The sequence below is a fragment of the Cupriavidus sp. FW305-F7 genome (assembly GCF_058782875.1).
The window spans coordinates 1-542 of the sequence record NZ_JBYSYC010000149.1; the positions used below are offsets into that span (position 1 = coordinate 1).

Sequence of the window (542 nt, forward strand, 5' to 3'; positions counted from 1 at the left end):
CACGGCAGGGTTCATGACTGGGGTGAAGTCGTAACAAGGTAGCCGTATCGGAAGGTGCGGCTGGATCACCTCCTTTCTAGAGGCTTGTGTCTCAAGCCTAGCGTTCACACTTATCGGTTTGTTTGCTGTTACAGCCAAGGGTCTGTAGCTCAGGTGGTTAGAGCACCGTCTTGATAAGGCGGGGGTCGTAGGTTCAAGTCCTACCAGACCCACCAAGTTATCCGAAAAGGGGGATTAGCTCAGCTGGGAGAGCACCTGCTTTGCAAGCAGGGGGTCGTCGGTTCGATCCCGTCATCCTCCACCACTACCTGGTACCTTGGATTGGTTGTCAAATGAAAGCGCTTCGCGACGCTGAGTTGCGAGTGTTTCCATTTGGCATTGCCAAGCGATCGAATGATCGGCTGTTCTTTAAAAATATGGGATGTAGTAAAGGTGTCGCGAAGCGTTGATGAGACGCTGCAGTACAAACGCGATACCGGGTTGTGATTGTATCAACCAAAATGTATTTAAGTGATCGAAAGATGACTTGGAATACGGCACAA

Annotated in this window: 2 tRNA genes and 1 rRNA gene; all 3 read left to right on the plus strand. The window is 50.6% G+C overall.

The features are described 5' to 3' along the window. Positions 1-76: ribosomal RNA gene (locus tag AC3WL8_RS40025) — 16S ribosomal RNA — on the plus strand; the annotation flags it as partial. Between the two features lie 62 nt (positions 77-138). Further along, a tRNA-Ile gene (locus AC3WL8_RS40030) sits at positions 139-215 on the plus strand. 13 nt (positions 216-228) lie between these two features. Continuing rightward, positions 229-304 (plus strand) — tRNA-Ala (locus tag AC3WL8_RS40035). Positions 305-542: the final 238 nt, after the last annotated feature.